At 70.9% G+C, this 25,973-nt stretch carries 27 protein-coding genes; 16 read left to right on the forward strand and 11 right to left on the reverse strand.

Translation table 11 applies throughout. The features are described 5' to 3' along the window. Positions 1 to 3: 3 nt before the first annotated feature. Positions 4 to 1,521, reverse strand: a complete 1,518-nt coding sequence (locus AMYTH_RS0135445; protein ID WP_027934193.1) for a PucR family transcriptional regulator — start codon at positions 1,519 to 1,521, stop codon at positions 4 to 6. 67 nt (positions 1,522 to 1,588) lie between these two features. After that, positions 1,589 to 3,139, reverse strand: coding sequence for an aklavinone 12-hydroxylase RdmE (rdmE, locus tag AMYTH_RS0135450; RefSeq protein WP_037322936.1), 1,551 nt, complete (start codon positions 3,137 to 3,139; stop codon positions 1,589 to 1,591). Between the two features lie 170 nt (positions 3,140 to 3,309). Between rdmE and AMYTH_RS0135455 the strand changes: the two genes are divergently transcribed. After that, entirely contained in the window at positions 3,310 to 4,614 is a 1,305-nt protein-coding gene (locus tag AMYTH_RS0135455; protein ID WP_027934195.1) for a bifunctional o-acetylhomoserine/o-acetylserine sulfhydrylase, read from the forward strand. A 14-nt stretch (positions 4,615 to 4,628) separates the two neighbouring features. Then, positions 4,629 to 5,750 (forward strand): homoserine O-acetyltransferase MetX, encoded by a 1,122-nt coding sequence (gene metX, locus AMYTH_RS0135460; protein ID WP_037322937.1) that lies wholly within the window; start codon positions 4,629 to 4,631, stop codon positions 5,748 to 5,750. Here metX and AMYTH_RS0135465 read toward each other — a convergent pair. After that, positions 5,671 to 6,675: an AraC family transcriptional regulator gene (locus AMYTH_RS0135465; protein WP_027934197.1), complete on the reverse strand. Its 1,005-nt coding sequence runs from the start codon at positions 6,673 to 6,675 to the stop codon at positions 5,671 to 5,673. The genes metX and AMYTH_RS0135465 overlap by 80 nt on opposite strands. Positions 6,676 to 6,757: 82 nt before the next feature. Between AMYTH_RS0135465 and AMYTH_RS0135470 the strand changes: the two genes are divergently transcribed. Next, positions 6,758 to 7,180 carry a pyridoxamine 5'-phosphate oxidase family protein gene (locus tag AMYTH_RS0135470; protein ID WP_027934198.1) on the forward strand — a complete coding sequence of 141 codons (423 nt, stop codon included), beginning with the start codon at positions 6,758 to 6,760 and terminating at the stop codon, positions 7,178 to 7,180. 36 nt (positions 7,181 to 7,216) lie between these two features. On the opposite strand, the gene AMYTH_RS0135475 is transcribed toward AMYTH_RS0135470, so the two are convergent. Further along, positions 7,217 to 7,627, reverse strand: coding sequence for a hypothetical protein (locus AMYTH_RS0135475; protein ID WP_228685343.1), 411 nt, complete (start codon positions 7,625 to 7,627; stop codon positions 7,217 to 7,219). Between the two features lie 116 nt (positions 7,628 to 7,743). Beyond that, complete coding sequence (locus AMYTH_RS0135480) at positions 7,744 to 8,334, reverse strand: SACE_7040 family transcriptional regulator (RefSeq protein ID WP_027934200.1); 591 nt, start codon at positions 8,332 to 8,334, stop codon at positions 7,744 to 7,746. A gap of 153 nt (positions 8,335 to 8,487) precedes the next feature. On the opposite strand from AMYTH_RS0135480, the gene AMYTH_RS0135485 reads away from it, so the two are divergent. Next, entirely contained in the window at positions 8,488 to 9,267 is a 780-nt protein-coding gene (locus tag AMYTH_RS0135485) for an SGNH/GDSL hydrolase family protein (protein ID WP_027934201.1), read from the forward strand. Between the two features lie 48 nt (positions 9,268 to 9,315). Here AMYTH_RS0135485 and AMYTH_RS0135490 read toward each other — a convergent pair whose 3' ends face one another. After that, positions 9,316 to 9,894: a dihydrofolate reductase family protein gene (locus AMYTH_RS0135490; protein ID WP_027934202.1), complete on the reverse strand. Its 579-nt coding sequence runs from the start codon at positions 9,892 to 9,894 to the stop codon at positions 9,316 to 9,318. 165 nt (positions 9,895 to 10,059) lie between these two features. Between AMYTH_RS0135490 and AMYTH_RS0135495 the strand changes: the two genes are divergently transcribed. From AMYTH_RS0135495 to AMYTH_RS0135545, 9 genes are all read left to right on the forward strand, one after another. Beyond that, positions 10,060 to 11,673, forward strand: coding sequence for a carboxyl transferase domain-containing protein (locus AMYTH_RS0135495; RefSeq protein ID WP_017984665.1), 1,614 nt, complete (start codon positions 10,060 to 10,062; stop codon positions 11,671 to 11,673). A gap of 5 nt (positions 11,674 to 11,678) precedes the next feature. Continuing rightward, on the forward strand, positions 11,679 to 13,640 hold the full coding sequence (locus AMYTH_RS0135500; protein WP_027934203.1) for an acetyl/propionyl/methylcrotonyl-CoA carboxylase subunit alpha: 1,962 nt from the start codon (positions 11,679 to 11,681) through the stop codon (positions 13,638 to 13,640). Further along, the gene (locus tag AMYTH_RS0135505) at positions 13,637 to 14,791 is read left to right on the forward strand and encodes an acyl-CoA dehydrogenase family protein (RefSeq protein WP_027934204.1); all 1,155 of its coding nucleotides are present in this window, start codon (positions 13,637 to 13,639) and stop codon (positions 14,789 to 14,791) included. The genes AMYTH_RS0135500 and AMYTH_RS0135505 overlap by 4 nt, the downstream gene beginning before the upstream one ends. Positions 14,792 to 14,872: 81 nt before the next feature. Next, complete coding sequence (locus AMYTH_RS0135510; protein ID WP_027934205.1) at positions 14,873 to 15,364, forward strand: SigE family RNA polymerase sigma factor; 492 nt, start codon at positions 14,873 to 14,875, stop codon at positions 15,362 to 15,364. Beyond that, positions 15,361 to 16,182 carry a hypothetical protein gene (locus tag AMYTH_RS0135515; RefSeq protein ID WP_228685091.1) on the forward strand — a complete coding sequence of 274 codons (822 nt, stop codon included), beginning with the start codon at positions 15,361 to 15,363 and terminating at the stop codon, positions 16,180 to 16,182. Before AMYTH_RS0135510 ends, AMYTH_RS0135515 begins: the two co-directional genes overlap by 4 nt. A gap of 147 nt (positions 16,183 to 16,329) precedes the next feature. Continuing rightward, a protein-coding gene (locus AMYTH_RS48280; protein ID WP_157360499.1) for an IS5 family transposase occupies positions 16,330 to 17,138 on the forward strand; the annotation gives its coding sequence in 2 pieces (ribosomal slippage) (positions 16,330 to 16,681 and positions 16,681 to 17,138; 810 coding nt in all). 456 nt (positions 17,139 to 17,594) lie between these two features. Next, positions 17,595 to 18,362: a type I methionyl aminopeptidase gene (gene map, locus AMYTH_RS0135530; RefSeq protein WP_027934207.1), complete on the forward strand. Its 768-nt coding sequence runs from the start codon at positions 17,595 to 17,597 to the stop codon at positions 18,360 to 18,362. After that, positions 18,362 to 18,856, forward strand: a complete 495-nt coding sequence (locus AMYTH_RS0135535; protein WP_027934208.1) for a GNAT family N-acetyltransferase — start codon at positions 18,362 to 18,364, stop codon at positions 18,854 to 18,856. The genes map and AMYTH_RS0135535 overlap by 1 nt, the downstream gene beginning before the upstream one ends. Positions 18,857 to 19,093: 237 nt before the next feature. Continuing rightward, positions 19,094 to 20,134, forward strand: coding sequence for an alpha/beta fold hydrolase (locus AMYTH_RS0135545; protein WP_027934209.1), 1,041 nt, complete (start codon positions 19,094 to 19,096; stop codon positions 20,132 to 20,134). On the opposite strand, the gene AMYTH_RS0135550 is transcribed toward AMYTH_RS0135545, so the two are convergent. Together AMYTH_RS0135550 and AMYTH_RS0135555 are read right to left on the reverse strand one after the other, a co-directional pair. Beyond that, a complete protein-coding gene (locus tag AMYTH_RS0135550) occupies positions 20,131 to 20,520 on the reverse strand; it encodes a VOC family protein (RefSeq protein ID WP_017984656.1) in 390 nt (129 codons plus the stop codon). The genes AMYTH_RS0135545 and AMYTH_RS0135550 overlap by 4 nt on opposite strands. Continuing rightward, positions 20,517 to 20,798, reverse strand: a complete 282-nt coding sequence (locus AMYTH_RS0135555; protein ID WP_027934210.1) for an ArsR/SmtB family transcription factor — start codon at positions 20,796 to 20,798, stop codon at positions 20,517 to 20,519. Before AMYTH_RS0135555 ends, AMYTH_RS0135550 begins: the two co-directional genes overlap by 4 nt. Positions 20,799 to 20,974: 176 nt before the next feature. Here AMYTH_RS0135555 and AMYTH_RS0135560 point away from each other — a divergent pair, with 176 nt between their 5' ends. The 3 genes from AMYTH_RS0135560 (at position 20,975) to AMYTH_RS0135570 (ending at position 23,030) form a co-directional block, all read left to right on the forward strand. Continuing rightward, a complete protein-coding gene (locus tag AMYTH_RS0135560) occupies positions 20,975 to 21,346 on the forward strand; it encodes a hypothetical protein (RefSeq protein WP_228685093.1) in 372 nt (123 codons plus the stop codon). 246 nt (positions 21,347 to 21,592) lie between these two features. Then, positions 21,593 to 22,165, forward strand: coding sequence for a TetR/AcrR family transcriptional regulator (locus tag AMYTH_RS0135565; protein ID WP_020420451.1), 573 nt, complete (start codon positions 21,593 to 21,595; stop codon positions 22,163 to 22,165). Positions 22,166 to 22,184: 19 nt separating this feature from the next. Then, the gene (locus AMYTH_RS0135570; protein ID WP_027934212.1) at positions 22,185 to 23,030 is read left to right on the forward strand and encodes an alpha/beta fold hydrolase; all 846 of its coding nucleotides are present in this window, start codon (positions 22,185 to 22,187) and stop codon (positions 23,028 to 23,030) included. Here AMYTH_RS0135570 and AMYTH_RS0135575 read toward each other — a convergent pair. The 3 genes from AMYTH_RS0135575 to AMYTH_RS0135585 all read right to left on the reverse strand — a co-directional run bounded on the left by AMYTH_RS0135575 (position 23,027) and on the right by AMYTH_RS0135585 (position 25,899). After that, on the reverse strand, positions 23,027 to 24,406 hold the full coding sequence (locus AMYTH_RS0135575; RefSeq protein ID WP_027934213.1) for an FAD-binding oxidoreductase: 1,380 nt from the start codon (positions 24,404 to 24,406) through the stop codon (positions 23,027 to 23,029). The two genes, AMYTH_RS0135570 and AMYTH_RS0135575, sit on opposite strands and share 4 nt — an antisense overlap. Positions 24,407 to 24,490: 84 nt before the next feature. Next, entirely contained in the window at positions 24,491 to 25,471 is a 981-nt protein-coding gene (locus tag AMYTH_RS0135580) for a leucine-rich repeat domain-containing protein (protein ID WP_157360716.1), read from the reverse strand. Between the two features lie 26 nt (positions 25,472 to 25,497). Continuing rightward, on the reverse strand, positions 25,498 to 25,899 hold the full coding sequence (locus tag AMYTH_RS0135585) for a nuclear transport factor 2 family protein (RefSeq protein WP_027934215.1): 402 nt from the start codon (positions 25,897 to 25,899) through the stop codon (positions 25,498 to 25,500). Between the last annotated feature and the right edge of the window lie 74 nt (positions 25,900 to 25,973).

The raw sequence follows: 25,973 nt of genomic DNA on the forward strand, positions 1-25,973 counted from the left end.
CTCCTACGACCAGCGCACGGCGACGAGCTGGACCAGCAATGCTAACCGGACGTCCGGGTCGTCCAGGTCGAGCGGGACGAGTTCGAGCACGCGCCGCATGCGGTACCGGAACGTGTTGGGGTGGATCCGCAGCGCCTGCGCCGCCGAGCGCGGGTCCCCGGGGTGGCGCAACCACTCGTACAGCGTGTCGACGTAACCCGTGCCGTTGATCCGGTCGTACTCGCGGAGCTGTTCGAGCGGCCCGAGTCCGGCGACGCCCGCCGCGGCCGCCGCGGTCGCCGTGCGGTGCAGCGCGAGCGCCGTCCACAGACCGTCGAAACTGCCGGACGGTCCCTCGATCACCCCGGCGCGCAGCAGGCTCAGCGTCTCCTCCGCCTCGGCGCGTGACCGCGGCAGCTCGCCGGTCTTCACCGCGCTGCCCGCCGCCACCCGTGGCGCACCGCGGGACGGGTCGGCCAGCGACGGCCAGTCCGCGCCGTCCGGCACGACCGTGTAGAGCAGCCCGCCGAGTTCCGTCGCGATCGGACGGCGCCCGATGCCCATCGACATCCGTTCCATCAAGGCGAGTCGCAGGCCTTCGTCGTCGCCGGGGGTGTCGACGACGACCACGCGGTGCGGTTCGTCGGTCAGCTCCAGTTCGGCGATCGCCGCGCGCGGGCCGGCTTTTCCCTCCAGCACGGCACGCAGCAGTTCGGCCGACGCACGCCGCTGGGCGTCGGCGTGGGCCCGGCGGCGGAGGAGGTGCAGCGCGACGACCGGCGCGGTGTCGGCGAACGCGGCGGCGCGCTCGTCGGACACCGGCCCGCGCACGACCGCCCACATCGAACCGAGCAGTTCGCCGCCCATCCGGATCGGCACGATGAGCCGCGGCAGCGTGCCGTCCCGTTGCGCGGGCACGAAAATCGTCTGCCTGCCGCGGGACAGTTCGCGGAACACACCACGGGAGCGGAACTTCGCGAGGACGTCGTCGGGGATGCGGCGGCCCATGATCGTCGACACGCGCGCCGGGTCGGTGATGTCCTGCCGCGCCGAGTAGGCCAGCACGCGGGAGTTGGTGTCCTCGATCGTCACCGGAGCGTCGACGACCGCCGCCACCGCGTCCGCGAGCCGGAACAGGTCCGCCGAGGCCGGATCCCCCTCCAGCGACTCGGGTTCCTCCGCGGCGGCGTCCAGCACGGTGCGCAGCAACCACACCAGCTGGGCCCACGCGGTAGCCGCGCGGACCTCGATGAGCGCGATGCCGGCCGCCTTCGCCGCCCGACGGACCGGCGGCTTCCGCGCGACCGGGGGTTTGAGCAGCACCGCGGCGGCGCCGGCCGCGGCGCTGTGCCGGACGAGCTCGACCGCCGCGTCGGTGTCGCCGGTGGCGACGCCGAGGACCAGGTCGCCCGCCGCGAGCTGGGCTGGCGCGCCCGGCTCGGCGATCACCACGTCCGCCACCGCGGGGCAGGGGTCGGGCAGCTGGACCGCGTGCAGCAACGTCGGCCCCACACGGTCGACCACACTGCGGACGGACACCATTTCCGCAGGATACGGCTCGGCGGCGCGCGAGTGGCGGCGCGAGGTGCCCCCGCGCCGCCAGTCGCGGCTACCTGCTCAGCACCCTGGCCAGCACGTCCCACAAGGTAGCGGCCGGGTCGGCGGCGCTGCCGGGGCACCGCCACGCCACGATCCCGTCCGGCCGCACCAGGCTGGCGCCGCCGTCGCCCAACCCGAACCGCGCGCGGAACACGCCGTCGGGGTCGTCGAAATCGGCGCCGCACTCCCGGTACTCCAACGCGATGCCCGTCTCCGCGCGCACCTCCGCGACCGCGTCGCGCCAGCCGCCGGTGCCGAAGACGACCCAGCCGTGGCCGAGGAAGTCCCAGGTGGACCCGGTCGTGGTGGGCACGTGCGGCGCACGGAACCCGGGGCGGCCGGACGGCTCCACCGGGTTCTCCAGCAGGTCGTCGTCCTCGGCCAGCACCGCGCCCGACCGGTAGCGGAACCCCAGCGTGAGCGCGATCTGGTCGACCGGCGGGGCCACCCCGGTCAGGTCGAGGTCCGGCACCATCCGCTCCTTCGCGTTGTGCAGCGAAGTGCTGACCACCATCTCCGCGATCGGCTTGCGCTCGGCTTCGTAGCTGTCCAGCAGCCCTGGCCCGGCGTCGCCGCGGAGCACCGCCGCCAGCTTCCACGCGATGTCGTGGCCGTCCCCGACCGCGGTGTTCCCGCCCATGCCGCCGGTCGGCGGCGTGACCTTCGCGGCGTCGCCGACCAGGAACACCCGGCCCGCCGCGAACCGGTCGGCGACCCGCGCCGCCATCTCCCACGCGCCCGTCCACTGGATCTTCGGCTCCAGGTCCGGCAGATCGGTCGCGACCCGGATCAGGTGGACCAGTCGCTCCTCCGGGAAGTCGTCGGCCGTCTCACCCGGCCCGATGTCCACCGCGCACACGTACCGGCCGGGCACGTCGGTGTTGACCAGCGCGCCGGTGAACTCCGGGTGCTGCAGGTAGAACAGGTCGGTCACGCCGGGCAGCAGCCGGTCACCGAGATCGGCGTCGAACACCACCCCGATCGACTGTGCGATTGCGCCGAGCCCGGAGGTCCCGATCCCGAGCGCCTCCCGGATCCGGCTCCGCCCGCCGTCCGCGGCCACCAGGTACGACGCACGCACGGTGGTCTCCGAGCCGGCCCGCGAGCGCAGCACCGCGGTCACCCCGTCGTCGTCCTGCGTGAACGACACCAGTTCCGTCGAGAACCGCACGTCCGCGCCCGCCTCGCGCGCCCGCTCCAGCAGGATCGGCTCGACCACGTCCTGCCCGGCCATGCCCCACGGCGCCGCGGTCGCCGCGCTCAGGTCGATCTCCCCGAGGTCTTCGACGATCCGGTGGAACACCGGCCCGCTCAGGCTCGCGGCGACGGTGATCCGCAGCCCCTGCGAGGCGCGCTCGCTGACGCCGAGCACCTTCCGGTCGATCCCGGCGAACCGGTACAGCTCCATCGTCCGCGGCGTCTGCCCGGACGCCCGCGGGTGCAGCGACGTGCCCGGATGCCGTTCCACCGTCAGCACGTCCACGCCACCGAGCGCCAGGAACACGCTCGCGGACAGGCCACCCAGTCCGGCCCCCACGACCAGGACGTCGACTCGTTCCATGATTCCTCCTCGCTGTGGAAATCCCGTTCGCCAAGTATTTTAGAACCTAAGAGATTAAGCAAGCGAGAAAAATCCACAGCGTGGGAACCGGTTGGGCGGATTGATCCGATCTGACTAGCTTCGGACACGGCGGCTTCCGCTGAACAGCCCACGCATCAAGGAGAACGACGATGACCGAGTCGCAGGCCTGGTCCTTCGAGACCAAGCAGATCCACGCCGGCGCGAGCCCCGACCCCGCCACGGGCGCCCGCGCGACCCCGATCTACCAGACGACGTCGTACGTCTTCCGCGACAGCCAGCACGGCGCCGACCTGTTCAGCCTCGCCGAGCCGGGCAACATCTACACCCGCATCATGAACCCGACCCAGGACGTGCTCGAGCAGCGCCTCGCCGCGCTCGAAGGCGGTGTGGCCGCACTGGCCTTCGCGTCCGGTTCCGCGGCCACCACGGCGGCGATCCTGAACGTCGCCAACGCCGGCGACCACATCGTGTCCGGCGCGAAGCTGTACGGCGGCACCTACAACCTCTTCCGCTACACGCTGCCGAAGCTGGGTGTCGAGGTGTCGTTCGTCGAGCAGCAGGACGACCCGGAGCAGTGGCGGGCCGCCGTCCGCCCGAACACCAAGGCGTTCTTCGGCGAGACGCTCGCCAACCCGGGCAGCGACGTCCTGGACATCCGGACGATCGCCGACCTGGCGCACGAGGTGGGCGTGCCGCTGATCGTGGACAACACCATCCCGACGCCGTACCTGCTGCGCCCGATCGAGCACGGTGCGGACGTCGTCGTCCACTCGGCCACGAAGTACCTCGGCGGCCACGGCACCACCGTCGCGGGCGTGCTGGTCGACGGCGGCACCTTCGACTTCGGCGCGCACGGCGACCGCTTCCCCGGCTTCACCGAGCCCGACCCCAGCTACCACGGCCTCAAGTACTGGGAGGCCCTCGGCCCCGGCGCGTACGCGGCGAAGGCCCGCGTCCAGCTGCTGCGCGACACCGGCGCGGCGATCGCGCCGCTGAACAGCTTCCTGATCCTGCAGGGCATCGAGACGCTGTCGCTGCGCGTCGAGCGGCACGTCAGCAACGCGAAGGCGCTGGCCGAGTGGCTGGAGCAGCGCGACGAGGTCGAGCGCGTCTACTACGCGAGCCTGCCGTCGAGCCCGCACTACGACCTGGCGCAGAAGTACCTGCCGCAGGGCGCCGGTGCGGTGCTGTCGTTCGAGCTGCGTGGCGGCGTCGAGGCCGGGCGGAAGTTCGTCGACGGCACCGAGCTGCACAGCCAGCTGGTTAACATCGGTGACGTGCGCAGCCTCATCGTCCACCCCGCCAGCACCACCCACAGCCAGCTCACCCCGGAGGAGCAGCTCGCCAGCGGCGTCACGCCGGGCCTGGTGCGGCTCGCCGTGGGGCTGGAGGGCCTGGAGGACCTCAAGGCCGACCTCGAGGCCGGGTTCCGGGCGGCGAAGGCGGCCCTGTGACGCAACCGTCCACTGTGGATCTGCCGCCTGCGACGGGTGCGTGGCGGGAGGGAGATCCACCGGGACGGCGGCAGTGGGCCGCCGGCGGGCAGCTGCGGCTGGACGCCGGCGGCTCGCTGCCGGAGTACCGGATCGCGTACGAGACGTGGGGCACGCTGAACTCCGACGGCTCCAACGCGGTCCTGATCGAGCACGCCCTCACCGGCGACAGCCACGCCGCCGGTGAGGCCGGCCCGGGGCACCCCACCCCGGGCTGGTGGGACGGCCTGATCGGGCCCGGCCGCGCGCTGGACACCGACGAGCTGTTCGTCGTGGTGCCCAACGTGCTCGGCGGCTGCCAGGGGTCGACCGGGCCGTCGTCGCCGGACCCGGACGGCCGGACGTGGGGGAGCCGGTTCCCGCGGATCACGATCCGCGACCAGGTCCGGGCCGAGGCCGTGGTGGCCGACGAGCTGGGTGTCGAGCGGTGGGCCGCGGTGCTCGGCGGGTCGATGGGCGGCATGCGGGCGCTGGAGTGGGCGGCGACGTTCCCGTCCCGGGTCGCGGCGTTGCTGGTGCTCGCCGCGCCCGCCGCGTCCTCGGCCGACCAGATCGCGTGGGCCGCGCCGCAGCTGCACGCGATCACGTCGGACCCGGGCTGGCGCGGCGGCGACTACCACGACTCGCCGCCGGGCGAGGGCCCGCACCGCGGGCTGGGCGTCGCGCGGCGGATCGCGCACGTGACCTACCGCAGCTCACTCGAACTCGACCAGCGGTTCGGCCGGTCGCCGCAGGGTGACGAGGACCCGTTCGACGACGGCCGGTACGCCGTGGAGTCCTACCTGGACCACCACGCGGCCAAGCTGGTGCGCCGCTTCGACGCGGCGTCCTACGTGTGGCTGACGCGGTCGATGAACACGCACGATGTGGGCCGCGACCGCGGTGGCGTCGGCGCCGCGCTGGCCGGGGTGACCGCGCGCAGCGTGATCGCGGGCGTCGATTCCGACCGCCTCTACCCGATGCGGCAGGCGCACGAGCTGGCGGCGGGGATCCCGGGCGCGGGCGAGGCCGCGGAGATCACCTCGCCGTACGGGCACGACTCGTTCCTGATCGAGGTCGCGCAGGTGTCGGCGCTGGTGAAGGCGCTGCTGCACTGACTCCCGTCCGGTCCCGCCGGAACTCGCTCGGGTTGACGCCGCGGACCCGTTTGAACGCCGCGCTGAACCCGAACGGGTCGGCGTAGCCGACGGAGCGGGCGATCTCGCCGATGGTCGCGGCCTCCCGCGTCACCAGCCGGTCCGCCGCGAGCGTCATGCGCCAGCGGGTCAGGTAGGTCAGCGGCGGTTCGCCCACCAGGTCGGCGAACCGTTTGGCCAGGGTCGACCGCGACACGCCGGTGCGCTCCGCCAGCGCGGCGACCGTCCACGGCACCGCAGGCTCGGCGTGCAGCAGGCGCAGCGCGCGGCCGACCACCGGGTCGCGCTGCGCGTCCCACCACGCCGGGGGCTCGCCGCCGGGCCGGTCGAACCACTCGCGCAGTGTGCAGACCAGCAGCCAGTCCAGCAGCCGGTCGAGCACGACCTGCTGACCCGGCGCGTCGACGGCGACCTCGGCGGCGAGGTGGTCCAGGACGGGGTCGGAGGTGTCGCCGGCATCGCCAACGCGCACCACGACGGGCAGCGCGTCCAGCAACCGGCGGCTGATCTCGCCGCGGACCGGGTAGGCGCCGACGATCAGCGTCGTCGCGCCGTCGCCGTGGTCGTGCCAGCCGCGCCGGTACCGCGTCCCGCCCTGCTCGGGCGTCGCGCAGAACTCGCCGCACGCGACCGGCTCGGCCCGGGTGTCCGGCTCGTCGACGAACGTGAACGTCCCGGGACCGCGCACGATGACCGTCTCGCGGGCGCGCAGTCGCTCGGGCGCGTGGTGTTCCGGCACGATCCAGCCTTCCCCGGTGAGCACGGTGCACAGGGTCAGCGGCGCGCTGTCCACGAAGTGCAGGTTCCAGGGTGGGGACAGGGTCGTGCTGCCGAACAGCGAGCCGTGGGCGCGCACCCCGCGGATCAGATCACTGAACACGTCCACGGCGACGAGGTTAGACGATCACACAGGTGATCCGGTCTTTCGACCATGTGCTCGTCCGAGCCGGCGGTGTTCAATCGGGATCATGAGCGACAGTGCGCTGACCCCCGACGACCTCGAGTTCCTCCGCCGCCCCCTGCACGGGTTCCTGACCGTGGCCGCGGGTCCGGTCCCGCCGCAGCCGCGGCCGGTGTGGTTCGAGGCCACCGACGACGGCACGATCCAGCTGTTCACCACCCCGGACTCGCCCAAGGTGCGGCAACTGCGCCGCGATCCGCGCGCCTCGATCGTCGTCGCCGCGCCGGTCGGTGAACGCGAACGCTGGGTGTCGGTCGCCGGCCGGGTCACGCTGGAACCGGATGGCGCACAGGAACTGAGCGCCCGCCTGGCCGCCCGCTACTGGGACCTCGACGACCCGGCCCGTGCCGCGGACCTCGCCGGGATCGGGGCCGAGGAACAGGTCAGCATCGTCATCCACCCGGAGACCGTGCGCCGCTACCACTACTGACGCCGGGCCGCGGCCGGGACACGCCTACGTTCCGGATCAGGTCAGCGCCTCGGAGATCCACTCGGTGACCGGCAGGTCCCGCTCCAGGCACTCGGCCGACAGGCGCACCGTCCACCGCAGTGCCTGCAGCGTCAGGCTGTCCACCTCTTCGCGGTTGGCGCTCGCCAGGGCGATCTCCACCTGTTCCGCGGCGGCCTCGGTGTTGCCGTGCACCTCCGCGAGCAGCGTGCGGACGGCGGTGCGCACCGGCGGGTCGGCCTGGTCGATCGACACCTCTTCACCGGTCTCGTCGAACACCTGGACCTTGACCGGGGCGCTGCCGCCGTCACCGAGCGTGGTCACCATCGTGCTGCACTCCTCGAACAGGAGCAGCATCAGCTCGCGCGTCTCGTCCCGGCTCGACGGGGCCACCTCGTCGAGCGCGTCGTCGTCTCGGCCGAGCTGCATCGCGACGAGGGCGCGCTGCGCCCGCGAGATCAGCTGCTGCCGGTCCTGGGTCACGGGATCTATCAAAGCCGGGGAAAGGCGTTCAACGGTAGTGGGAAAAACGAGTGACGTGATGATCACGCGGCGGACTGCAGGGCGCCGAGTGCGAGGCGCCGCAGCAGGACGGCCAGTTCGTCGTCGTCCAGATGGCGGTTGTACGGCGTCGAGTTGATCAATCCGAACACGGCGTGTGCCGCCGAGCGTGCCTGGCGTTCCCCCACTCCGGGGACGGCATCGCGAATGACCTTCACCCATATCTCTACGTAACGACGTTGCAGGGCCCGCACCTGCTTGCGGTCGGCGTCGGTGAGGTTCGCGAGGTTGCGTTCCTGCACCGTGATCAGCGACGGGTGGGTGAGCGCGAAGTCGACGTGGAACTCGACCAGCTGCGCCAGCGCCTGCTGCGGGTCGGCGGTCGCGTCGACCCGCGCGGTGCCGCCGTCGAGGAGGTAGTGGCTGATCGAGTTCAGCATCTCCCCGAGCATCGCGTCCTTGCTGCGGAAGTGCCGGTACAGCGCGGGGCCGGAGATGCCGACCGCCGCGCCGATGTCGTCGATGCCGACGCCGTGGAAGCCATGCCGGGCGAACAGCTCCGCGGCCGCGCTCAGGATCTCCTCGCGGCGGGTGGCCTTCTCGCCGGTGACCAGCGGTGTGGGACTCGTCGACACGTGAACATCTTATCGAGTCAGGTTAGCGAGCGCTAACGTCCGCCTCCCGTCACCTGTTGGTAGCCGAAAAGCCTACTAAAAGGGGCTCCCTTGTGAGCATTGCACCTGGTAATCGTTCATTGAGTTGATTACTCACGGAAGGTGGTCCCCGCTGTGCTGAGAACGCTTGCAACCACCGTCGTCGCGGCCCTGGCCACGATCGGCCTGACCTCCGGGGTGGCCGATGCCGCCACCCTCGACTACGTCGCGCTCGGCGACTCCTACTCCTCGGGGGTCGGTGCCGGGAGCTACCTGGACTCGTCCAGCTGCAAGCGCAGCTCGAACGCCTACCCGGTGCTCTACGCCGGGCAGACGTCGGCTTCGCTGGACTTCCAGGCGTGTTCCGGCGCGAAGACCTCGGACGTGCTGAACAACCAGGTGAGCGCGTTGTCCGACGAGACCGATCTGGTGACGATCAGCGTCGGCGGCAACGACGCCGGCTTCGCGGGTGTCATGCAGGACTGCATCCTCGGCGGGGACTCGGGCTGCAAGACCGCGATCGACAACGCGAAGGCGTTCGTCAACGGCACGCTGCCGGGGCTGCTGGAGAAGACCTACGGCGAGATCCGGTCCCGCGCGCCGGAGGCGACGGTGATCGTGCTGGGCTACCCGCACTTCTACAAGATCGGCGGGTCGTGCTCGGTCGGGCTGTCCGACACCTCGCGCGGGTACATCAACAGCGGGGCCGACGCGCTCGACTCGGTCATCCAGAAGGAGGCCTCGGAGGCGGGATTCGCCTTCGCGGACGTGCGCCCGGCCTTCACCGGGCACGAGATCTGCTCCGGCTCGGCGTGGCTGCACAGCGTGACCTATCCGATCGACGAGTCCTACCACCCGACGGCGACCGGGCAGGCCCAGGGCTACTACCCGTCGCTGGTGGCGGCGCTCGGATGACTGTCTCCGAGGGGGCGGCCGCGTGCTGCGGCCGCCCCCTCGCTGTGTTCAGCCGTGCAGCGTGGGCCGGTAGATCAGCTCCTGGATGTGCCCGTCGAGCGTCCGGTGCTCGAGGAGTTCCAGGTCGAAGTCGCCCCCGCCGGCGAAGATCGGGTCCAGCCCGGTCTTGGCGGTGATCACCGGGAAGAGCGTCACGTGCAGGCGGTCGACCAGGCCGGCGGCCATCAGCGCCCGGTTCATCGACAGGCTGCCGTGTGAGCGCAGCGGCGCCGCCGACTCCTCCTTGAGTCGCCTGATGACGTCGACGGCGTCGCCGCTGACCACGGTCGCGTCCGGCCAGTCGAGGGGTTCCCGCAGCGTGGACGACACGATGGTCGCCGGCAGGTTCCGCATCCGGGTCACCCACGGGTCGCGGACGTCGGAGTCCTCGGTGCTCTCGGCCAGCATCTGAGCGAACGCCCGGTACGTGTTGGCGCCGAAGACGATCCGCGGCTCCTCGTCGTACAGGGCGAGGCGGCGTTCGAGCAGCTCGGGGCCCTGTTTGCCCCAGTAGCCGGTCCAGTCGCCGCCGGCCGCGCCGAAGCCGTCGAGGCTGGTGAAGACGTCGAAGGTGTAGGTGGCTGTCATGGTCGCCCTCCTCGGGTTGCCGGTCTCTCACCTCTACGTCGCGCGAACCCGCCGCTGTTCGACACCTCCCGCACCCCGGATCTGGACACCGCACGTTAGTAGTGGTTAACATCGGTACCGGCGTTAACGACTACTAACCACGTCCGGCGTCGGATGAGGAGGGTCATGGACTTCCCGGTGCTCGGCACCTCCGCGGACCCGCGAAGCGAGCAGTACGCCCGGAACGCGACCGCGCACGCGGAGCTGGTCGAGGATCTGCGCAAGCGCTTGGCGGCCGCCCGAACGGGTGGCCCCGAGAAGGCGCGTGCCCGGCATGTGGAACGCGGCAAGCTCCTGCCGCGGGACCGCGTGGACGCGCTGCTCGACCCGGGCTCACCGTTCCTGGAGCTGTCGCCCCTGGCCGCGAACGGGCTGTACGACGACGAGGCCCCCGCCGCCGGCATCATCACCGGCATCGGGCGGGTCTCCGGTCGCGAGTGCGTCATCGTCGCCAACGACGCGACCGTCAAGGGCGGCACCTACTACCCGATGACGGTCAAGAAGCACCTGCGCGCGCAGGAAGTCGCCCTGCACAACAACCTGCCGTGCATCTACCTGGTCGACTCGGGCGGCGCGTTCCTGCCGAAGCAGGACGACGTGTTCCCGGACCGCGAGCACTTCGGCCGCATCTTCTACAACCAGGCGACCATGTCCGCGCGCGGTATCCCGCAGATCGCGGCCGTCCTCGGCTCGTGCACCGCCGGTGGCGCGTACGTCCCGGCGATGAGCGACGAGGCCGTCATCGTCCGCAACCAGGGCACGATCTTCCTCGGCGGCCCGCCGCTGGTGAAGGCCGCGACCGGCGAGGTCGTCACCGCCGAGGAGCTGGGCGGCGGGGACGTGCACGCCCGCCAGTCCGGCGTCACCGACCACCTCGCCAACGACGACGCGCACGCCCTGTCGATCGTCCGCAACATCGTCGCCACCCTCGGCCCGCGCAGCCCACGCCCGTGGGAGGTCCGCCAGGTCGAGGCGCCCGCGGTCGACCCGGAGCAGCTCTACGGCGTCGTGCCCACCGACTCGCGCACCCCGTACGACGTGCGTGAGGTCATCGCGCGCATCGTCGACGGCAGCCGCTTCAACGAGTTCAAGAAGGAGTACGGCGCCACCCTGGTCACCGGTTTCGCGCACATCCACGGCCACCCGGTCGGCATCGTCGCGAACAACGGCGTCCTGTTCGCCGAGTCGGCCATGAAGGGCGCGCACTTCATCGAGCTGTGCGACAAGCGCTCGATCCCGCTGGTCTTCCTGCAGAACATCAGCGGGTTCATGGTCGGCAGGGACTACGAGGCCGGCGGCATCGCCAAGCACGGCGCCAAGATGGTCACCGCCGTGGCGTGCGCCCGGGTGCCGAAGCTGACCGTGATCATCGGCGGCTCGTTCGGCGCGGGCAACTACTCCATGTGCGGCCGGGCGTACTCGCCCCGCTTCCTGTGGATGTGGCCCAACGCCCGGATCTCCGTCATGGGCGGTGAGCAGGCCGCGTCGGTGCTGGCGACCGTGCGCCGCGACTCGATCGAGAGCCGCGGCGGCGAGTGGCCCGCCGAGGAGGAAGAGGCGTTCAAGGAGCCCATCCGCCGCCAGTACGAGGAGCAGGGCAGCCCCTACTACTCGACCGCGCGGCTGTGGGACGACGGCGTGATCGACCCGGCGGACACCCGCACGGTGCTCGGGCTCGCGTTGTCGGTCGCGGCGAACGCGCCGCTGGAACCCGTCAGCTACGGCGTCTTCCGGATGTGAGGGGCATGTTCGACACAGTCCTCATCGCCAACCGCGGCGAGATCGCGGTTCGCGTCATCAGCACCCTGCGGCGCCTCGGCATCCGCTCGGTCGCGGTCTACAGCGACGCCGACGCCGATGCACGGCACGTGCACGAGGCCGACACCGCGATCCGCATCGGGCCTGCCGAGGCGACCCGCAGTTACCTGTCCATCCCGGACATCGTGCGCGCCGCCGTGGATTCCGGAGCGCAGGCCGTCCACCCGGGCTACGGGTTCCTCGCGGAGAACGCCGAGTTCGCCGCCGAGTGCGAAAAGGCCGGGCTGGTCTTCATCGGCCCGCCGGTGAGCGCGATCGACGCCATGGGCGACAAGATCCGGGCCAAGGCCACGGTGTCCGCCGCAGGCGTGCCCGTGGTGCCCGGTCTGTCCGATGTGGACGACTTCGCGAAGGCGGCCGACGAGGTCGGGTACCCGTTGCTGCTCAAGCCCTCCGCCGGCGGGGGCGGCAAGGGCATGCGGCTGGTCACCGAGCCCGGTGAGCTCGCGGCCGCGGTCGAGTCCGCGCAGCGCGAGGCCCGCTCGGCGTTCGGGGACGACCGGCTGCTGCTGGAGCGGTTCGTCACCACGCCGCGGCACATCGAGATCCAGGTCCTCGCCGACACCCACGGCACGGTCCTGCACCTGGGCGAACGCGAGTGCAGCCTGCAGCGGCGGCACCAGAAGATCGTGGAGGAGGCGCCGTCGGTGCTGCTCGACGAGGAGACCCGGGCCCGGATGGGCGCGGCCGCCGTCGAAGCGGCCCGCTCGGTCGGGTACGTCGGCGCGGGCACGGTCGAGTTCATCGTCTCCGCGCGCAAGCCGGACGAGTTCTTCTTCATGGAGATGAACACCCGGCTGCAGGTCGAGCACCCGGTGACGGAGATGGTGACCGGACTCGACCTCGTCGAATGGCAGGTGCGGGTCGCCGCGGGCGAGCCGCTTTCCCTTACCCAGGACGACATCCGGCTCAACGGGCACGCCGTCGAGGCCCGCGTCTACGCCGAGGACCCGGCGCGCGGGTTCGTGCCGACCGGCGGCACCGTGCTGGCGCTCGACGAGCCGCGCGGGCAGGGTGTCCGGGTCGACTCCTCGCTCACCGAGGGCTCGGTGGTCGGCTCGAACTACGACCCGATGCTGGCGAAGGTCATCGCGTGGGGCCCGGACCGGGCGTCGGCGCTGCACCGGCTGGACCGGGCGCTGGCCGGGACGTCCGTGCTGGGCGTGCCCACCAACGTGACGTTCCTGCGTGCCCTGCTCGCCGATCCCGACGTGCAGGCCGGGAAGCTGGACACCGGTCTCGTCGAGCGTCGCCTGGACGAGCTGGTCGAATCGGCGGTGCCGGCGGAGTTCTTCGTCGCCGCCGCGATGGACCGGCTGCTCGGCCTGGTGCCGGAGGACACCTCCGATCCGTGGGCGGTGCCCAGCGGGTGGCGGCTCGGCGGGCCGGGCGGGGTCACGTTCCGGCTGCGGGCCGGGGACGCCGAAGCGCTCGTCACGATCGAGGGTCCGCCGGACGCCGCGCAGGTCACTGTGGACGGTGGCGAGCCGATCCCGGTTTCCGCGCGGCGCAACGGGAACCGGCTCGAAGTGCACTACGACGGCGAGTTCCGCCGGTACCTGCGGGCCGACGCGCCGCAGGACCGGGTGTGGCTCGGCCGCGACGGGCACGGCGTGGTGGTCGGCGAGCGGCCCAACCTGCTCGCCACGCACGGCGACGTGAGCGAGGCCGGCCCGGTGGTCAGCCCGATGCCCGGCACGGTGCTGGTGGTCAAGGTCGCGCAGGGCGACGTGGTGAGCGCGGGCGCGCCGCTGCTGGTCGTCGAGGCGATGAAGATGGAACACACGCTGGTCGCTCCGGTCGACGGCGTGGTCGAGGAACTCCGCGTCCAGGTGGGCCAGCAGGTGGCCCTCGACGAGACGCTCGCGGTGGTCAAGGAGCAGAAATGATCGACTTCCGGCTCGGTGAAGAGTACGAGGCGCTGCGCAAGAGCGTGCACGACTTCGCGCAGAAGGAGGTCGCGCCCGTCATCGGCGGCTTCTACGAGCGCGAGGAATTCCCGTACGAGATCGTGCGGGGCATGGCGCGGATGGGCCTGTTCGGGCTGCCGTTCCCGGAGGAGTACGGCGGCATGGGTGGCGACTACTTCGCGCTGTGCCTGGCGCTGGAGGAGCTCGCGCGGGTCGACTCGTCGGTGGCGATCACGCTCGAAGCGGGTGTGTCGCTGGGCGCGATGCCGTTGTTCCGCTTCGGTTCGGCGGAGCAGAAGGAGAAGTGGCTGCCGTCGCTGTGTTCCGGGGAGGCGCTGGGCGCGTTCGGGCTCACCGAGCCCGGCGGCGGTTCGGACGCGGGTGCGACGCGCACCACGGCCCGGCTCGACGGCGACGAGTGGGTGATCAACGGCAGCAAGTCGTTCATCACCAACTCCGGCACCGACATCACCCGGCTGGTCACCGTGACCGCGGTGACCGGGGAGAAGCCCGGCGGTGGCAAGGAGATCTCGGCGATCATCGTGCCGTCCGGCACGCCCGGGTTCACGGTGGCGCCGAAGTACTCGAAGGTCGGCTGGAACGCCTCGGACACGCACGAGCTGTCGTTCGACGACTGCCGGGTGCCCGCGGAGAACCTGCTCGGCGAGCGTGGCCGCGGGTACGCGCAGTTCCTGTCCATCCTGGACGAGGGCCGGGTCGCGATCGCCGCGCTGAGCGTCGGGCTCGCGCAGGGCTGTGTCGACGAGTGCCTGCGGTACGCGGGGGAGCGGGAGGCGTTCGGGCACCGCATCGGCGAGTACCAGGCGATCCAGTTCAAGATCGCCGACATGGAGGTGCGCGCGCACACCGCCCGGCTGGCCTACTACGCCGCCGCGTCGAAGATGCTGCGTGGTGAGCCGTTCAAGAAGGAGGCTTCGATCGCGAAGCTGGTCGCCTCGAACGCGGCGATGGACAACGCCCGCGACGCGACGCAGATCTTCGGCGGCTACGGGTTCATGAACGAGTTCCCGGTCGGACGGTTCTACCGGGACGCGAAGATCCTCGAGGTGGGTGAGGGCACGAGCGAGGTGCAGCGGATGCTGATCGCCCGTGAGCTGGGTCTTCGTTGAATCCGGTGAACTGAGGCAACCTGCGGCGCCCCCTGCGCGTGTACCGCCCGGACGAGCCGGGACGGCTGAGCAGGGGGCGCGGTGGACGAGGATTTCGCGGAGTTCGTGCGGGCGGCGTTGCCCGGGCTGCTCCGTTACGGTCACTTGCTGACCGGCAACCCCCATGACGCGGCCGACCTGGTGCAGATCGTCCTGGAGAAGATCGGCGTCCGCTGGGGGACGTTGCGCGGTGCGGAGAGCCCGCTGCCGTACGTGAAGCGCGCCATGGCGAACACGCACGTCAGCAGGTGGCGCAGCAGGCGGCGGGAAAGCCTGGTCGCCGACATCCCGGAACCGCCCCCCTACCCCCCGCCCGACCGGCTGGAAAACGAGCCGTTGTGGCAGGCGCTCGCGGCTTTGCCGCCGCGGCAGCGGACCGTCGTCGTGCTCCGGTACTACGAGGGGCTGTCCGAAGCCGAGATCGCCGATGCGATGCGGATCAGCCCCGGGACGGTGAAGAGCCAGGCCAGCAAGGCGCTGGCCAGCCTGCGCGGGAAGCTGGGGAGCCTGGTGGGGGTGGGTGACGAGTGGTGAACCTCGAGGACGAACTGAGCCGGCTGTTCGAGGATGAGCGCCTCGACATGCCCGTCCGGCCCGGCGCGGAGCTGCTGGTGGTGGCCGGCGCCCGGCGACGCAGGCACCGGCGCAACACGGTGGTGGCGAGCGGCGGGGCGTTGACGCTGGTCGCGGTCACCGCGGTGGGCATCGCCCTGTCCGGCGTGGGTGGGGGCCGCACGGACACGCTGCCCGCGACGAACCTCCCGGTGACGACGATCGCGACGACGGCAGGCTCGGAAACGGGTTTGCCGCCGGTCGCGACCAGCTCCAGCGTCCCGCCACCGCAGTCGTCGACGGGGGTGACGAGCGTGCCGAGCGTGACAGGTTCGCAGAGCGCCTCCCACAGCCCGGTGCGGAGTTCCAGCACACCGACCGGATCCGCACAACGCCCGGCGTCTACCGACCCGACGATCGGCCCCACCGGCTGGGGCAGGCTCGCACTGGGCATGAGCGAGGCGGACGCGGTGGCGACGGACGAGTTCGACATGAGCGAGGGCTACTCGGGCAGCCCGTGCCACAGGTACTGGCTGCGCGGCGGTGGAACCCCGGTCGACATATCACCCACCTACGGGGTGGCCCGCATCAACGCGAAGCCCGGCGTCACCACGCCGGAGGGAATCGGCGTCGGCTCGACGGACGCGGAAGTGATGGCGGCCTACCCCAACGCGACAACCGCCAATTACGTCATCACCGCACCAGTGCCGGGAAACCCGAAAGCGGTCTACGTGTTCAACACGGACCCATCACAAAAGATCTTCAGCCTCCGCCTGGAACTGACAACACACAACTGCTGAAGACAAACCGCCACCCGGCAACGAAAGAAGACCGACCACGCACCAGACCTCCCCCGCCCCCGATCCACAGCCGATCTTTACAACTCGTTTCAAAATGATCGGCGCGTCTGCTGGCCGTAGTTGATCAAGTGTGGGCATGCTGATGTGGTGATTGAGAAGTTGGTTCCCGACAGTCTGTGGCAGCGGGTGGAGCCGTTGCTGCCGCCGAGGCCTGTGCGGCGGAGTCGGTATCCGGGTCGGTTGCCGGTGGATGACCGGGCGGCGTTGGCGGGGATCGTGTTCGTGCTCAAGACCGGGATCTCGTGGCGGGAGCTGCCGCGTGAGGTGTTCGGCTGCTCCGGGGTGACCTGTTGGCGTCGGTTGCGGGCCTGGACCGAGGCCGGGGTGTTCGACGCGGTGCACAAGCTCTTGCTTGACCAGCTGCGAGCGCTGGATCGGCTCGATCTGGATGTGGCGGTGGTGGATGGGTCGCATGTACGGGCGTTGAAAGGGGGGAAGCGACGGGCCCCTCGCCCGTCGATCGGGCTCGGCTCGGTTCCAAGCACCATGTGATCACCGACGGCAACGGTATTCCGCTCGTGGTGTCTGTTACTGGTGGCAACCGGCACGACAGCACGCAGCTCATACCGCTGGTCGAGGCGCTTCCAGTGATCCGCGGGAAACGCGGCCGGCCTCGTCAGCGCCCGCGCTGGCTCTACGGCGACCGCGGCTATGACTACGACCATCACCGCAAGACCCTGCGAGACAAGGGCATCGTCCCGCGAATCGCTCGCAAGAACACCGCTCACGGCTCCGGTCTCGGCAAGATCAGATGGGTAGTTGAGCGGATGTTCGCCTGGCTGCACCAGTTCAAGCGTTTACGGATCCGCTGGGAACGCCGAGCCGACATCCACCTTGGCCTCATGCACCTGGCCTGCGTCCTCATCTGCTACCGCAAGCTGCCGACTTCATTATGAAACGAGTTGTTAGTCGCCGACCAGGCGTGTCAAGGCACGCTTTCCCGCCTTGACACGGCTGCTCGGCGACTGAAACACACTCAGGGAGAGGGGGCGGGGGTGGTCGGAAGGTGACCGTTCGGCGCCGTGAGGCGCATTTCCGCGCGACGGCGCGGGTTTAAAGATCAAAAGATAGTCCTCGCCGGACGGGCAGGCTCCGGGATGACCAGGGGACCGTTGTCGTCTCACCTTGGCGAGGTGGTCGCTGGGTGGTCATCCCGTCGCCTTCCGGCTTGTGCATATCACCTTGAGCCAGGGCCGCAAGCTTTCTGTTTTCGGCTGCCGGACCCAGCGCGGGTTGCGGCCCTGGCTCAAGGTGATCGTTGCGTGTCAGGCGACGGGATGACCACCCAGCTACCTTTGGGTCGTGGGCGCGGTGCTATAACTTCCGGTATAACTATACCGGCGAGGTGAGAAGTGATCGAGCTGAAGAGTCGCGGTGAGCTGGACGCCATGCGCGCCGCGGGGCGGGTCGTCGCGAAGGTGCTCCAGAGCGTCCGCGAGCAGGCGGCCGTCGGCACCAGTCTGCGCGAGCTGGACCAGCTCGCCGCGGACGTCCTCAACGACGAGGGCGCCAAGTCGTCCTTCCTGCACTACCACCCGCGTTTCGCGCCGTCGCCCTATCCGGCTGTGCTCTGCACCAGTGTCAACGACGCCGTCGTGCACGGCATCCCGACGGACTACCGCCTCGGCGAGGGTGATCTGCTGAGTGTCGACTTCGGAGCGCACGTCGACGGCTGGCACGGGGACGCCGCGGTCAGCTTCGTCGTCGGCAACGGGAATCAGGCTGACCTGGACCTGATCGCCGCCACCGAGCGGGGTATGTGGGCGGGCATCGAGCAGGCCCGCCCAGGGAACAGGATGGGCGACATCGGCCACGCGATCGCCGAGGTCGGGCGTCGCGCCGGGTACGGGTTGCTCGCCGACCACGGGGGTCACGGTGTGGGTCGCGCGATGCACGAAGCGCCGCACGTGCCGAACGAAGCCGTCGCGGGCAAGGGAATGGTGCTGCGGGAAGGGCTGGTCATCGCGATCGAGCCGATGTTCCTCGCGGGCGGCCGCGACGACTACCGCTACGCCGACGACGGCTGGACCATCCTGACCAGCGACGGCTCCCGCGCCGCGCACGTCGAGCACACCATCGCCGTCACCGCGGACGGCCCGCTCGTCCTGACGGCGCCGTGATGGAGATCCGCGAGTCCGGCGAGGGCGACCTGCACATCGTCCTGGGGCTGTTCGACGCGGCCGTCGAATGGCTCGTCGCCCGCGGCAGCGCCGGCCAGTGGGGCACCGAACCGTGGTCGGCGGACCCGGCGAAGGTCGAGCGCGTCCGCACGATGCTGCGCGACGGCCGACCGTTCCTGGCCATTTCGGACGGTGTGCCCGCCGGCGCCCTGATCCTCGACCACCCGCTGCCGTACACGCCGCCGGTCGACGAGCCCGAGGTGTACGTGACGCTGCTGCTGGCCTCCCGCGAGCACCGCGGCGTCGGCGCCCGGCTGCTGGAGTTCGCCCGCCAGGACGCCCGCGACCGCGGCATCGGCCTGCTGCGCGTCGACTGCTGGGCGGGCGGAGACGGCAAGCTCGTCCGCTACTACGAGGGCCAGGGGTTCACGCCGACCGAGCGGGTGCGTGTGCGCGACGACGTGTGGGTCCAGATCTTCGAACAACGGGTGTGACACCTCTGGCGCTAATGTCAGTTACCGGGCAGTATGGCCGCCATGGCAACGTTGCTCTGTCAGCCGCCTGCTGCCGCGCGCGGCCGCGGAGTGGTTCATGCGCGCCATCGGCGCCGACAAGGTGTTCACCCAGGCGCACGCGGGCGCGCGGGCGGAGTACGAAGCGAGGGTGAGGCGGCCTTGAAGTAGCGTCGGTCCCGGGGAAGGATCGGTGCGGAGAACGGAGTTTCGAGGTAGATGGTGGTACCAGCAGTGACCGCGATGGCGGCCAACGCGCTCGGCGTCCTGCGCGGCGGTCTCGCCGACCTGCGACCGGTGCCGCGCGTGCTGGTCGACCAGGGCCCGAACCGGTCGCTGTACCGGATGACGCCGTCGCCGGACGGTGATCCGGTGCTGCTCGTGCCGCCGCTGGCCGCGCCCGCCCTGTGCTTCGACCTGCGGCGCGGCTGCAGCCTCGCCGAGCACCTGGTCGACCGGGGCCGCCGCACCTACCTGGTGGACTACGGCACCGTCGCGTTCTCCGACCGCCGGCTGGGCATCGAGCACTGGATCGACGAGGTGCTGCCGCGGGCCATCCGCAAGGTCAGCGAGGACTCCGGCGGGCGCGGCGTGCACCTGGTCGCGTGGTGCCTCGGCGGGCTGTTCTCCCTGCTGACCACGGCGGACCGCCCCGACCTGCCGGTGCAGTCGATCACTACGGTCGCCTCGCCGGTCGACTTCACCGCCATCCCGCTGGTCGCGCCGTTCCGGCCGCTGGTGGTCCTGACCGGCGGCTACCTGCTCACGCCGCTGTACCGGATGCTCGGCGGCGCACCGTCCTATGTGGTCGAACGCGTGTTCTGGGCGACGGGCATCAACAAGCAGCTGACCAAGCCGCTGGCGATCCTGCAGAACCTCGGCGACCGGGACTACCTCGCCCAGATCGAGGCGGTCGACCACTTCATGGACAACATGATCGCCTACCCCGGCCGCACGTTCGGGCAGATGTACCACCGGTTCTTCCGCGCCAACGACCTCGTCGAGGGCGGCCTCGACCTGAACGGCCGGATCATCTCGCTGTCCGGGGTGAAGGTGCCGACGCTGGTGATCGCCGGGCGCAACGACACCATCGCCCCGCGGCGCGCCGTGGAGCGGCTGGTGCCGTTGCTGGAGAACGCGCCGGACGTGCGGTTCGAGACCGCCCCTGGCGGGCATCTCGGCGTGCTGACCGGCCGTCGCGCCCGGGACACCACCTGGCGGCACATCGACGCCTTCCTCGGCGATCAGGTGTCCGATTAGGACTTCATCTGGCCGATCTGGATGAGGTTGCCGCAGGTGTCGTCGAACACGGCGGTGATCACGGTGCCCATGTCCGTCGGCTCCTGCGTGAAACGCACGCCGAGGCCACGCATCCGCTCGTACTCCGCCTGCACGTCGGACACGGCGAACATGGTCCACGGGATGCCGTCGGCGACGAGCGCGTCCTTGAACGGCTTCGCCGCCGGGTGCCCGCTCGGCTCCAGCAGCAGTTCGGTGCCCTCCGGGTCCTCCGGCGACACCACGGTCAGCCACCGGTCCGCACCCATCGGGATGTCGTGCTTCTTCACGAAACCCAGCACGTCGGTGTAGAACCGCAGCGCCTTCTCCTGGTCGTCGACGAGCACGCTCGCCAGGTTGATCCTCATGTCCGTCCCCGCTTCCTGAGCCACCGCTCGACGATCGGTTCGAGCGGTTTCGTGTTGATGTAGTGGAACTTGTACCGGCCCTCACGCCTCGACTCGACCAGACCGGCGGATTCGAGCACGTCGAGGTGCTGCGAAACCGCCTGCCGTGACGAACTGAGCCCGTGGATGGACACCAGCCGGGCGCAGAGTTCGAAGAGCGTTTGCCCGTCCCGGTCGGTCAGTTCGTCGAGGATCGTGCGGCGCGTGGGGTCGGCCAGGGCTTTGAAGACGTCACCCACGCCGGCAACGATAGGCAAGTGAGTACTTGCCTGTCAAATTCGTGTTCGGCGAGGAGGACTCTCGCCGGTCTTACCCCTGTCTTCGTCGTACACTGCGCCGTCCCGGACGGTCCGAAGGAGGAGACGCCACTATGTACGGCCACCCGGGCATGCCCGGACTGATCAGGGGGGCGCGGGTGCTCCTGTTCGTCATGGGTGGCATGCAGCTCACCGTCGGCGTGCTCGTCGCCGGCCTCTTGGCCGGCGTCATCGCCAACGACGGCGGCAGCATCGCCGATGCTGTCGCCATTGTCGGTGTGCTGCTGGGCCTGGGTGTGCTGTCGATCGTCCTGGGGACGAAGTTCGCCACCCGCGGCGGAGGTGTCCGTGTCGCCACGATCGTGTACGCCTCGCTGATGATCATGACCTGCCTGGGCAGCCTTGGCCTCGGGGACGGCTTCGGCCTCATCTTCACGGGCGGCCCGGTCATCGGCCTCGCCTGCAGCGGCGTCATCCTGGCGTTGATGGTCACCGCACAGGCCGGCGCCTGGTTCAACCGCCCACGGTAGGCACTAGATGTCGTGAGCTGACGGAGCCCAAGCTGCCCGTGGAACGGGCCACCCCGAGCTGCTCAGCGATCCGCGCCGCCGGCCACCCCCCTGATAACGCTGCACGATCAACTACCGGCATACACCGTGGTGCCTGCGTTGGCGTGCCCCATCGAGGACCTCCGCTCGGGCACCCGCATCTGCTTGCCGATGACCGCGATGCCGGGTCCTGTGTATATTAGGACCAGTCCTAGGGAGGTTAGGAAAATGCCGCGTGGGAGGATCACGCCGGACGCGCTGGTGTCGGCCGCCGCCGACCTGGCCGATGAGATCGGCTTCGAGAACGTGACGCTCGCGGCGCTCGCGAAGCGGTTCGGCGTCCGCGACGCCAGCCTCTACACCCACATCCGCGGCCTCGCAGACCTGCAGGAACGTGTGGCGCTGCGGGCGCTTTCCGAATGGGCGGAAGCGTTGAGCGCGGCGGTGGCCGGACGCGCCGGCCGCGACGCGCTGACCGCCTTCGCCGACACCTACCGAACCCTGGCGACGGAGCACCCTGGCCGCTACGCCGCCACGCGGCACCCGGTGCCGCCGGAGCGGGCCGCCGAAACGCCGGGCGTCATGCGCATCATCGAGGTCTGCTACGCGCTGCTGCGCGGGTACGACCTGTCCGAACCGGACGCCACCGACGCGGTCCGGTTCCTGCGCAGCACCCTGCACGGCTTCAGCGACCTGGAAGCCACCGGCGCCTTCACCGCCGACCACAGTCTCGACGTGTCCTGGCGTCGCGCGGTCGACGCGCTCCACCACACGCTGACCAACTGGACGAAGATCCACTGACCCGGGACCGGAGAAACCCATGCGCATCACGCTCGACGGCACGCCCATCGACTACCACGAGCGCGGCGACGGCCCGCCGCTGCTGCTCCTGCCCGGCGGGGCGGGGCACGCCGGCGTCTTCGACGGGCTCGCCGCGCACCTGGCCGATCACTACCGCGTCGTCGCCATGTCCAGCCGCCTGGTGTCGGCGCGGCCGGACGGCGACCAGCACCCGAAGGTCTACGCCGAGGACGTGCTCGGCCTGATCGAGGCGCTCTTCGACGAGCCGCCCGCGGTGTTCGCGTTCAGCGCCGGCGCCATCACGACCCTCGACCTGCTCGCCCGCCACCCGGAGCGCGTGCGTCTCGCGGTGGTCCACGAGCCGCCGGTGGTCGGCCTGCTGCCGGACGCGGACCGCCACCGTGCCGCGCTCGAGGCCGTCCGGGCGGCGGCGCGCACCGGGGACCTGGACGAAGCGGCGCGGCTGATGACCGACGCCATGACGGCTCCCGAACCCGGCGCGGCGACCCCGGAGTTGCGCCACCCCGGCGACTGGCTGGACGGGTACGCGGAAACCAGCCCGGAGCCGCCGACGCCGGAACTGCTGGAGCTGTTCGCCCGCCTCGGCGAACTCCAGCCGCTGTTCCTCGAGCACGTCCTGGTGCCGTTCACGTCCGCGGACGTCGACGTGGCCGCGCTCGCCGCCGCCGGGCCGCGGCTGGTCCCGGTCGCCGGGATCGACTCGCGGGGCCAGCTGCCGTACCGGGCCGCCGCCGCTTTGGCGAACCGGCTCGGACTACCGCTGACGGAGTTTCCCGGCGGCCACCTCGGGCCGGTCGAACGCCCCACGCAGTTCGCCGCGGCGCTCCGGGCTCTGCTCGGTTAGGCCGGCTTGATGTCGTGCCAGCGGTTGAACACGTTGTCCGGGTCGTAGTCGGCCTTGATGCGTTGCAGGCGCCGGTAGTTCTCCTCGCCGTAGCCGGCCACGATGCGGTCGTCGCCCTCGTCGCCGATGAAGTTGAGGTAGACGTCGCCGGATGCCCACGGCCGCATGTCGGCGCGCAGGTTGCGGGCCCACGCGATGGCGCGGTCGTCGTCGGCCGGGTCGGCCCACAGGCCCAGCGGGTGCACGGCCCACTGGTTGTCGCGGTCGAACCCCGGCCAGTCCTGGCCGCGGGTGACGGCGCCGCCCCACGGCAGCAGCGCGTGCTGCGACGGTGACGGCACCACCATGTCCAGCGCGCGTTCGCAGAACCGGTCGAGGGCTTCGTCGGGCAGTTCGCGCAGGTTCTCGTCGGACCAGTAGTTCCGGAAGCCCGCGGGGTCGTCGAGCATGGACTGCAGGCCGGCGTAGGGGACGTCGGTGATGACCTGGCCGGGCGGCGCGGTCGCGAGCAGCGGGCCGATGATGTCGCGCAGCCGGGTTTCCGGGCCGGTGCAGGTGACCAGGACGCCGCAGCAGAGCCGGCCGACGAGGTGTCCGGGCACGAACTCCTCGGGCGGGCCGGTGAGGTAGAGCAGGCCGCCGCCGATCTCGTCCGGCGCGGTGCGCATGAGGTCGCGGTAGACACCGGCGACGGCGCGCCCCTGGTCGCCGGGCCACAGCATCAGGGCCATCGAGAACTCCGGCAGGTCGTGCAGCCGGAAGGTGAGCCGGGTGGCCACGCCGAAGTTGCCGCCGCCGCCGTGCAGGGCCCAGAAGAGGTCGGGGTTCTCCTGCTCGCTTGCCGTGACCTCGCGGCCGTCGGCGGTGACGAGGTCGACGGAGAGCAGGTTGTCGCAGGCGAGGCCGAACTTGCGTTCGATCCAGCCGGAGCCGCCGCCGAGCGTCAGGCCGGCCACGCCGGTGGTCGACACGCGGCCGCCGGTGGTGGCCAGGCCGTGCGGCTGGCAGGCTCGGTCGAAGTCGCCCCAGGTGGCGCCACCGCCCGCCGTCGCGGTCTTCGCCTCGGCGTCGACGGTGACGGCGTTGAGGCGGCGCAGGTCGATGACGAGACCGTCCTCGACCAGGCACGCCCCGGCGACGCTGTGCCCCCCACCCCGCACGGCGACCGGAAGTGCGTTGTCCCGGGCGAACCGCAGCGCCGCCGTGATGTCCCGGACGGTCCCGCACTGGGCGATGACCTGCGGGCGGGCGGTGATCATGGCGTTGAAGACGCCGCGGACGCTCTCGTAGTCGCCGTCCTCCGGCGTGACGATCCGGCCGTCGAAGCCGTCGCGGAACCTTTCCACCGAGGCGGGCTGGACGAGGTAACCAGTCATCTTCGGGCCTCCCTTCGGGATAGTAGGGAGAGTCGCACCCGGGAGTTGCGCGTTACGTCGAGCCGGAAGATCTTCTGTGGACGGTCAGAGGAGGTCGGTGACCGGGGTGCGCCAGTGGACGCGGAGAGCGGAGCCGTCGCCGCGCAGGTTCTCGCCGCGGTAATGGAGGGTGTACAACCGCTCGCGCAGCGCGTCGACCTGGGCGGGTGGGTACGGGTCGCCGATCAGGGCGTGCCGCAGGCCGGGCGCGGGGACGAGGACGTCGAGCCGCCGGTCGGCCGGGCGCGAGTCGAAGAGAGCGAGCTGTTCGAGGCGTGCGCACGTCGCGAGCGGGGCGAGGGTGTCCAGGCCGCGGAGGAGTTCGAGGATGAGGAACCGCAGGGCGGGGTGCCGGGCGAGCGCCTGCAAGTCGGGGACGTTCTTGAGTGCCCCGAGGGAGACCGCTTCGAGGTTGACGCAGTCGGCCAGGGCGCTGAGGTCGTCGAGCCCGCGGATCTGGAAGAGGGCGAGCCCGCGCAGCGTCGGGATGCCGGCCAGTGGGGTCAGGTCCCGGATGCCGCCGAAGTCCATCGCGAAGGTCTCGAGCGCGGGGTGACCGCGCAGGGGTTCGAGGGATTTCGCGCGCGGAGAACGCAGTGCGAGGTGGCGCAGGGATGAGGCGCCGGCGATCGACTCGAAGCCCCTGCCGTGCTCGTCGACGGCGAGCGTGACCAGGTTCGGCAGTCCGCCGAGGAAGGCGAGGGACGGTTTGGCGGAGTTCGTGCGGCCGAGCCGCAGCTCGCGGAGTTCCGTGAACTCGGAGAGCACGTCGAAGGCCGTGGCGTGCGGCACGTCGAGGGCGAGTTCTCGCACGTGGCGGAACACGGGCAGCTGCGCGGGATCGGCGTGTCCCAGCAGGTGGAGCGCGACGCCGGGATGCGCGGCGAGCGCCTCCGCGGCGGCGGCGAGGACAGGGGCGGGCAAGGGCGCGGCGACGAGGACCCGCTCAGTCGCCTGCCCGGCGATGCGCGGTTCGATGGTGGCGGGATCGGTGTCCGGCCGGATCTTCACCGTCGCTTTTCGCACGCGGGAAGCCTAACGACTGCGATGGCTCAGGCGTTTTGGACGAGGTCGGCGTGCCGGTGGGCGACTTTCCATTCGCCGTCCTCGCGGCGGTAGATCTGGGTCGCGCGCAGGGTGTAGTCGCGCGGTTCCCCGTCGACGGACGCCCGGGTGTGTTCGTAGCCCACCGTGTAGGCCATGTCACCGACCACATCGGCTGCGACGATCTCGTGTTCGTAGGAGGCGCAGTCCGAGAAGGTGGCTCCGAGCCGGCTGAACAGGTCGTCGATCTCGGCCTGGCCGGTGGCGTTCAGCCAGGCGCCCAGCACGGAGACCGGTTCCGCCCGCGACCAGATCGCCCGCCGCGGCACCGGGTCGCCGTTGTGCAACGCGACTTCGGCGTCCCGCAGCCGGGAGCCGACCCAGGTGAGGAAATCGTCGCGATCGCCCATGGTTCACCTCCGGGATCCCCATTGAACGCGCGAACGCGCGGAAAGACCAGCGCCGTCACCCGGCGGGCGAGTCC

Origin of the sequence: Amycolatopsis thermoflava N1165, assembly GCF_000473265.1 — a bacterium.
GTDB classification, from domain to species: Bacteria; Actinomycetota; Actinomycetes; order Mycobacteriales; family Pseudonocardiaceae; genus Amycolatopsis_E; species Amycolatopsis_E thermoflava.

Bases quoted from the DNA above. Each gene is read 5' to 3' on its own strand.
- AMYTH_RS0135445 (WP_027934193.1), bottom strand. From the start codon at position 1,521: ATGGTGTCCGTCCGCAGTGTGGTCGACCGTGTGGGGCCGACGTTGCTG.
- rdmE (WP_037322936.1), bottom strand. From the start codon at position 3,139: ATGGAACGAGTCGACGTCCTGGTCGTGGGGGCCGGACTGGGTGGCCTG.
- AMYTH_RS0135455 (WP_027934195.1), top strand. From the start codon at position 3,310: ATGACCGAGTCGCAGGCCTGGTCCTTCGAGACCAAGCAGATCCACGCC.
- AMYTH_RS0135470 (WP_027934198.1), top strand. From the start codon at position 6,758: ATGAGCGACAGTGCGCTGACCCCCGACGACCTCGAGTTCCTCCGCCGC.
- AMYTH_RS0135475 (WP_228685343.1), bottom strand. From the start codon at position 7,627: ATGCAGCTCGGCCGAGACGACGACGCGCTCGACGAGGTGGCCCCGTCG.
- AMYTH_RS0135490 (WP_027934202.1), bottom strand. From the start codon at position 9,894: ATGACAGCCACCTACACCTTCGACGTCTTCACCAGCCTCGACGGCTTC.
- AMYTH_RS0135495 (WP_017984665.1), top strand. From the start codon at position 10,060: ATGGACTTCCCGGTGCTCGGCACCTCCGCGGACCCGCGAAGCGAGCAG.
- AMYTH_RS0135500 (WP_027934203.1), top strand. From the start codon at position 11,679: ATGTTCGACACAGTCCTCATCGCCAACCGCGGCGAGATCGCGGTTCGC.
- AMYTH_RS0135505 (WP_027934204.1), top strand. From the start codon at position 13,637: ATGATCGACTTCCGGCTCGGTGAAGAGTACGAGGCGCTGCGCAAGAGC.
- AMYTH_RS0135535 (WP_027934208.1), top strand. From the start codon at position 18,362: ATGGAGATCCGCGAGTCCGGCGAGGGCGACCTGCACATCGTCCTGGGG.
- AMYTH_RS0135545 (WP_027934209.1), top strand. From the start codon at position 19,094: ATGGTGGTACCAGCAGTGACCGCGATGGCGGCCAACGCGCTCGGCGTC.
- AMYTH_RS0135550 (WP_017984656.1), bottom strand. From the start codon at position 20,520: ATGAGGATCAACCTGGCGAGCGTGCTCGTCGACGACCAGGAGAAGGCG.
- AMYTH_RS0135565 (WP_020420451.1), top strand. From the start codon at position 21,593: ATGCCGCGTGGGAGGATCACGCCGGACGCGCTGGTGTCGGCCGCCGCC.
- AMYTH_RS0135570 (WP_027934212.1), top strand. From the start codon at position 22,185: ATGCGCATCACGCTCGACGGCACGCCCATCGACTACCACGAGCGCGGC.
- AMYTH_RS0135575 (WP_027934213.1), bottom strand. From the start codon at position 24,406: ATGACTGGTTACCTCGTCCAGCCCGCCTCGGTGGAAAGGTTCCGCGAC.
- AMYTH_RS0135585 (WP_027934215.1), bottom strand. From the start codon at position 25,899: ATGGGCGATCGCGACGATTTCCTCACCTGGGTCGGCTCCCGGCTGCGG.